7 protein-coding genes and 1 pseudogene are annotated in these 5,196 nt (G+C 58.0%); 4 read left to right on the top strand and 4 right to left on the bottom strand.

The genetic code is table 11. The features are described from left to right. Positions 1-375: 375 nt before the first annotated feature. The 3 genes from LH128_RS33480 to tnpB all read left to right on the top strand — a co-directional run bounded on the left by LH128_RS33480 (position 376) and on the right by tnpB (position 2,445). Positions 376-651, top strand: a complete 276-nt coding sequence (locus LH128_RS33480) for a hypothetical protein (RefSeq protein WP_008830594.1) — start codon at positions 376-378, stop codon at positions 649-651. A 1,150-nt stretch (positions 652-1,801) separates the two neighbouring features. Next, a complete protein-coding gene (locus tag LH128_RS15470; RefSeq protein WP_008830595.1) occupies positions 1,802-2,185 on the top strand; it encodes a transposase in 384 nt (127 codons plus the stop codon). Next, positions 2,182-2,445 (top strand): IS66 family insertion sequence element accessory protein TnpB, encoded by a 264-nt coding sequence (tnpB, locus tag LH128_RS35040; protein ID WP_008830596.1) that lies wholly within the window; start codon positions 2,182-2,184, stop codon positions 2,443-2,445. Before LH128_RS15470 ends, tnpB begins: the two co-directional genes overlap by 4 nt. Before the next feature lie 46 nt (positions 2,446-2,491). Here tnpB and LH128_RS15475 read toward each other — a convergent pair whose 3' ends face one another. From LH128_RS15475 to LH128_RS33490, 3 genes are all read right to left on the bottom strand, one after another. Continuing rightward, entirely contained in the window at positions 2,492-2,836 is a 345-nt protein-coding gene (locus tag LH128_RS15475) for a hypothetical protein (RefSeq protein ID WP_327195178.1), read from the bottom strand. A 158-nt stretch (positions 2,837-2,994) separates the two neighbouring features. Beyond that, positions 2,995-3,813 (bottom strand): DUF1206 domain-containing protein, encoded by an 819-nt coding sequence (locus tag LH128_RS15480; RefSeq protein ID WP_172705074.1) that lies wholly within the window; start codon positions 3,811-3,813, stop codon positions 2,995-2,997. A gap of 193 nt (positions 3,814-4,006) precedes the next feature. Beyond that, positions 4,007-4,171 (bottom strand): hypothetical protein, encoded by a 165-nt coding sequence (locus LH128_RS33490; protein WP_172705075.1) that lies wholly within the window; start codon positions 4,169-4,171, stop codon positions 4,007-4,009. A 98-nt stretch (positions 4,172-4,269) separates the two neighbouring features. Between LH128_RS33490 and LH128_RS15485 the strand changes: the two genes are divergently transcribed. Further along, entirely contained in the window at positions 4,270-4,806 is a 537-nt protein-coding gene (locus LH128_RS15485; protein WP_156800013.1) for a hypothetical protein, read from the top strand. Positions 4,807-4,941: 135 nt separating this feature from the next. Here LH128_RS15485 and LH128_RS34575 read toward each other — a convergent pair. Further along, a pseudogene (locus LH128_RS34575) lies at positions 4,942-5,196 on the bottom strand (hypothetical protein); the annotation flags it as partial.

Here is a 5,196-nt window from a genome sequence, read left to right on the forward strand (position 1 = left end):
ACGGCCGCGAAGTGGCGGGCGAGCAGCGCGATTGCCGGGTCATGGTCGGGATCGACACCGGCGATACGGCAGTCTTCCATCGCCCTGTTGAGGGCATGAAGGGTCGCGGTAACGGTCGTGAGGCTGCTGGGGTCGATCGCCTGCATGTGACGGAACGGGACGTCGTAGGTCATGGTAGGGCTCCGGGTTAGACCGAGCGCATTCCCGCGCTCGTTCTTTCCTTTCCCCTCCTCTCTGGGGCGGCGAATCTTGGGCCTATCATGCGTCAAGTGGACCGTTCCAGGCGCCTTACCCCTCGGGATCGAATGCAAAGAGTTCACTTGTACCCATTTCTGCAATCCGGTAATTTTCCTGTGGTGGGGAGGGAGGCAAGCTATGCTCATAGAACGTGCGGCGCGAGCTTTGACGCGATCCGAAAGCGGCCACGATGATTTTGAATACCTGGACTTCTGCCTTCAGGAGGAGCTGCGTGAGAACGTCAGGGCCGTCATGGAAGCTATACTGGACCCTACTCCAGTGATGATCGACGCAGGGGCAACAACACTTTGCTCTTGTTCGGCCGAAGATAACCCAAGCGAGGTATCGACGAGAGTCTGGCAAGCGATGTTGGGCGCAGCTCTGGCACAAACCCGCAAAGACATTCCCCACTGAGATTGCTGCTGTTCCGTCATGGGGTGGGCATTTGCTGCCCGGCTTCGAGTGCCTCGATGTTGGCGCTTGTCCTGCATTTGAGATCAGCGCCATGGTGGCATGGCAAGCGTAGTTGCGGCCCTGGTGCTCGATTAACTGCGCGTAGTCGGGCTCGGTCCCGATGCGCCCTTCAAAGAGAAGGTGGGACGCGCAGCGGTGCCATTTTCGTCCCATCAAGGGGACATAATTGAGAGGATTGCACACCAATCATGGTTAAATTTCGTTCATCACGCCATTTTAGCAGTGCACAATTACAAAATATGTGGAACTTTTCATGGCCGGCCGAAGGGCGATTCTTGCCCTTATTTTTCTTGCTGCTCCGAAGGGCTCCGGCGGCTCTTGGGGGAAGCCCTTAATCGTCCCTGCCAAACTTTATACCATACTGGTTTGCTAATTTTCCGGCATGGGGATGATGCACGCTTTTAGAAAGGCGAGTGTGATCGTGGCGATATCGAGACCTTGGGCGGCAATAAAACAGCCAGATACGATGAGAGATCGCGTTACCCATTCCCGGCTAAACGTCGCAGTACGGGCGCATTCGATGATTTCGGGAATGACTCTATCGGCGAGCGAGGAGCATCTGAAGAATGCTTTTCAACAGATTAGCGGTCACCTCTCGAAAATTCATTAGCCCAAGAGGTCGAGTGGATACGCGCGGTTCCATATGATTGACTGGTGGCTTGGAATGGCAACATGGACAGCCGGAAGGCGGAAAATATCCATTGCAGGCCGCCAGACGTTCGTGTCGACCGTCGGAGGCCAAAGGCTACGGTTCATCCATCGATCTCGACCGGCCGTCACGCGCAGCAACAGGCTTTCATGGCACGATTGTCAATCCGAAACTCTTAAGGGGCGCTGTGAGAATCACGCGAAGGCCCGGAAGGTTGTCATCGTCTTCCAGCTGCCCTGCCAATTGATCGACCATCACCTTCAAGACGCGCGACCCAAATCCTACTCGCCCCCCATTTCGCCCGACCCCACGGTCGGCCACTATCAAGGCAAGCGGTAAAGATCCCCCACATTTTCAATTGCTCCGAGGTTGGTAATTTCGCCGTAATGAACGGCGAGGTTACCAGTGAGTGATGAAACTGATTTCGAAACATGTTTCGAAATGAACGACCGGGGTCAGGTGCAGCGGCTTGACGTGATCGAAAGCGCGCAGGGCAAGCGACAATGGACGCCCGAGGCGCGGGCGCAGATCATCGCGGAAAGCCCTGAGCCGGGCGCCAATGTGTCGGCAATGGCGCGCCGCCACGGGCTGTTTCCTCAGCAGTTGTACACCTGGCGAGTCGGATTGCGGGAGCGCGCGGAGCCGATGACCTTTGCGCTGGCAATGGTCGAGCGTGGGAAGGTCGAGGAGCTGTCCAGCGCGGCAGTGCCACCAGTCAGCGGACAGATCGTCGTCGAGGCAAGCGGGCTGTTGATCCGCATCCCGCCCGACGTGAGCGCGGATCACATCGAGCGGGTGTTGTTGGCCGCGCGGGTGAGCGCGTGATTATCCCGCCCGGCCCCCTGAAGGTACTGGTCGCAACGCAGCCCGCAGACTTCAGGAACGGAATGGTGGGCCTTGCCTCGCTAGTCGAGCGCGAACTCAGGCTCGATCCCTTCTCAGGGATGCTGTTTCTTCCGAGCGCGCAGGGCGGACCGGATCAAACTCCTGGTCTGGGACGCGAGACCGGACTTGCAAGGCGATCTGATTGCATATCAAATTGTCGTTTCACACGTAGGCGGGGACAGCAAATCGACACCTCATAACGGGCCCTCAGCGCTGCCAAGGGCCCGACCAAGGCATAACGGAAACTTAATTTTCGCCGTTGTCCTTCACGCCTACGGTAGGGACGTCGACCTCCGCCTTCTTTGTTCCTACGACGACCTCCTTCGAATCGACGTCAACCTTCGGGAGGTCTCCCCCTTTTACGCTGACCTCGGGCATGTCACCGCCAGAAACGTCCGCTTTCCAGAAGCCTGTTGCGAACAGGAGGCCCACTACCGCGACGACGATTAGCGCGATAATCGCAATTGTGCGACCAGCATTACTACGCTTCTCGACAACTCGAGTGCCGTGAATATCCCGGTGAACTTCTACCATTATACCTCTCCTGTACGCGATTATACGTTCAACTGGTATCCTCTGTCTCAGTTCCAATTGAGAGGCATTCTCAATACCCACTGCGCCATATTCAGTCCAAGAACGCGCAGCGGCTGCTGCGTTCCGCCCGCATGGGAACCAACTTCGCCTTCAGTCATCGCCGTAACCGGCATGTTCCGAAGCCGTCAGACCTTGGTGGACGCTCGTGCGAATAGTCAAAGCTGCATCGGACTCTGTACGTGCGGAACCGTAATGTGCCGGAAACGGGCTTCCACGAGACTGAAGACGCCGAACAACGCCAGCCCAGCTCCAATTATCGATAGAACCGCCACGCCTTCCGGTTGCGCGCGCAGTTCTGTCAATGCGTCGCCTAAACCACCCGCTCGGGCGGGGTCGTGGTGAATGGCAGCGGCTATCAAAAGCCAACCGATCACAGCAAAAACAACTGCCCGAGAGCCGTATCCCAACCTGCCGATCCAGCGCACATAAGCCGGGGCTGGCACATCGCTGTTCAGTTCATCAAAGCTTGCTTCATATGCTTTGTGCGCCTGCGCGGCGGCCACAATGAATAATACGATACCCACTCCGACCAGCAGAGCCAGGCCGCCCGGCAAGTCGAGCAACCAACCAGACCAGTTTTGTGCGGCCTCATCCCCCGGGCTACCGTGTCTTGCGGATGTCTGCTGTAGAGCCAGTCTTGCCGCCACGAGGCAGAGCGAGACGTGAGCAGCCCCGCTGATCAGATAGGAGATGCGCTCCATTTTGCCTTTCAAGGTATTGCCTCGTCCTTCCGGATCGAGAACTCCTTCAGCAATTCTCCAGAAGGCATAGCCTGCGAAGCCGACCGCGCAAATCGCCAGTATGACATGGCCCAATGGCTTTTCGCTGAGGCTGCCGAGCGCCCCTTGGTTGTCACTAGGTTCTGCCCCCGTCCGCGCCGCGTTAAACGCAAGCCATCCAATCAAGATGTAGACAAGCCCGCGAGCAGCGAAACCGAGCCGGGCAAGCGCCGTCATTTTATCGCTGTATGCCATGCTGATCTCCCAACGCATCCCAAATGCATCGATGCGACCCGCGTTCCAACCGCGCGCATCAACCAGACCGGAATGCTTGCTGGAAAACCCGACGCCCGCGAACGGCTAAGAGATCGCTGATGAGACCCTCTTTCCGCCAGCGGCCGAGACATGAGCGTAAATGATGGAGTTATCGAGGCTGAAGTGAACGCTGTCAGGCGTGAATCCGGCCAACATGACCAACACCGCCTTCCAGACCCAAGCCCCGATCCAGGGCCGCAACCGACGGTTCATCATTTTCCACTTCACGGCAGTTGAAGCTGACGAGCCAGCGGAGATGGGAACCATCGCTGTAGTCCACCTGGGTGTCATCCACCAAAATTGCACTTCCGTGGAAACTGACAAGAATTAGGAACGCTCAGGCGTTTCGCCACGTTTCCCCTACGCAACTGCGTCGACGGGAAATGAGAAATGAGAGTGACCTCTTTCATGGCAGGCGCCCTGATAATCGGCGTCGCTGGCGCGACCTCACTCGGATTGATTGCCGCGACCACCGTCCCCACACAAATCACCGGAGTCGAGGACACTTGGCGCGACCGCTATGGCTGGAAGGGCGATGTCGCTAGCGATGTCGGTTCGCAGGAGACCGATAGCTACGCCCTCGCTGACAATGTGACGCCGACCTGGCTTTTCAATTCCGCGTCAGTGCCGGACGACTTTGCGAAAAGCGATAACGATCGCTCCTACAACGACTATGCGCTGTCGCCGGATCGCTATGATTACGCCGACTTTTCCGTCGATGAGCCGCCCGGGACAATGTCGGCCAGCTACAATGCCGAACCGCAGGCGCTGGATAATGGTGGGCCCGAGGCTGCCGCCCGGTCGGCAAATCAAGTGGCACTCGAGGTGCGCGAGGTAGAAACGGCCCCTACGGATGCGCATTCAGCTGAGCAAACGGCCAATTTGGGAGCGGACGAACCTCCGGGAGTGGTGTTGGGAGCCCCGCAGCCCTGAGAACGGGGCGTGCGCTCCAGGCAAAATCGAAGGCTGATCCGCGCGGCCCGGTGTCGGATGCAATCCCAGTTCATAAATCTCAGGACGTAGCAAGTCAGTTACGTTCGCTACGAGGCGGAAGTCATAATGCCGCCGCTACCTTTCGCGGCTCAGGGTTTCAGGCAACTTGGAGTGTTTGCGGTAGAGGTGGCCCGCCGATATTTCGATCCATCCAGCGGTCACTTTGTCGGGGGCGAGGTTGCCGCTTTCGATAAGCGCGTGGATCTCGGCCTCTGCTTGCTGTATTACGGCTTCCCATGGATCGGACGGCATCTGTGAAGGTGCAGGTCCATCGGGGTAAGCGCCGACGGAACCCGGCCTTGTGCGGATTGGGGTGGGCGTGAATTTCGC

Source organism: Sphingomonas sp. LH128 (assembly GCF_000293195.2).
Lineage (GTDB): Bacteria > Pseudomonadota > Alphaproteobacteria > Sphingomonadales > Sphingomonadaceae > Novosphingobium > Novosphingobium resinovorum_A.

What these genes read in the sequence shown, in the direction of transcription:
- LH128_RS33480 (WP_008830594.1), top strand. Translation starts at nt 376, where the DNA reads ATGCTCATAGAACGTGCGGCGCGAGCTTTGACGCGATCCGAAAGCGGC.
- LH128_RS15470 (WP_008830595.1), top strand. Translation starts at nt 1,802, where the DNA reads ATGAACGACCGGGGTCAGGTGCAGCGGCTTGACGTGATCGAAAGCGCG.
- LH128_RS15480 (WP_172705074.1), bottom strand. Translation starts at nt 3,813, where the DNA reads ATGGCATACAGCGATAAAATGACGGCGCTTGCCCGGCTCGGTTTCGCT.